At 60.8% G+C, this 775-nt stretch carries 1 protein-coding gene; it reads right to left on the bottom strand.

Annotated features, from left to right (window positions below; genetic code table 11):
- A partial coding sequence (locus AVHM3334_RS23735; protein ID WP_284415884.1) for an IS30 family transposase occupies positions 1 to 775 on the bottom strand: 775 nt, incomplete at both ends.

The following is a 775-nucleotide window of genomic DNA, read 5'->3' as shown; positions in this document are numbered from 1 at the left end:
AATGAATCTCGGTGGAGTGCTGCGGGCTGTTGATGAGCAACTCCCGGTAGACCGCCAGAGGTGATCGTACCCCGAGGCCTTTCCTGGGCCTGTCGTTGATCTGATCGGCGATGGCGTCCAGGTGCTCTTGGCTGTAGACAGACAGGTCCGTGCCCTTGGGCAGATACTGGCGGACCAACCCGTTCATGTTCTCGTTGGAGCCGCGCTGCCAGGGGCTGTGAGGGTCGCAGAAGTACACCGCGATGCCGGTGCGCTTGCTCAACTCCTTGTGCATGGCCATCTCTCGCCCTTGGTCGTACGTCATGCTCAGGCGCATGGGCTGGGCGATGCCCAGCAGCTTGTCGGTGAAAGCCTGCAGCACGTTGGCAGCACTGGCTGGTTTGAACTCAGGCAGCTTGACCAACATGACCAAGCGACTGGTACGTTCGACCAAGGTGCCCACGGCGCTGGCATTGGCTGCACCCTTGATGAGATCGCCCTCCCAGTGCCCCGGGAACTGTCGATCCTCGATCTCTGGTGGGCGCACATGGATGCTCAGCATGTCCGGGATCTGGCCTCTGCGGTCTTGACCCTTGCTGCGAGGCACACGCTTGTTGTGAGCTTGGCGCATGCAGGCGATCAGCTCCTTGCGCAGTTCGCCCACAGGCTGTGCATAGATGCAGTTGTAGATGGTCTCGTGTGACACGCGGTGCTCGTGGCCTTTTGGAAAGATGTGAGCCAGTGTCAGGGCAATCTGCTCTGGCGACCACAACAGCCGCAGGAAGTGGCACACCAC

This window comes from Acidovorax sp. SUPP3334 (genome assembly GCF_030159055.1).
Lineage (GTDB): Bacteria > Pseudomonadota > Gammaproteobacteria > Burkholderiales > Burkholderiaceae_C > Paracidovorax.
Note: the sequence above shows the minus strand (reverse complement) of the source record. Positions and strands in the feature narration are given on the sequence as shown.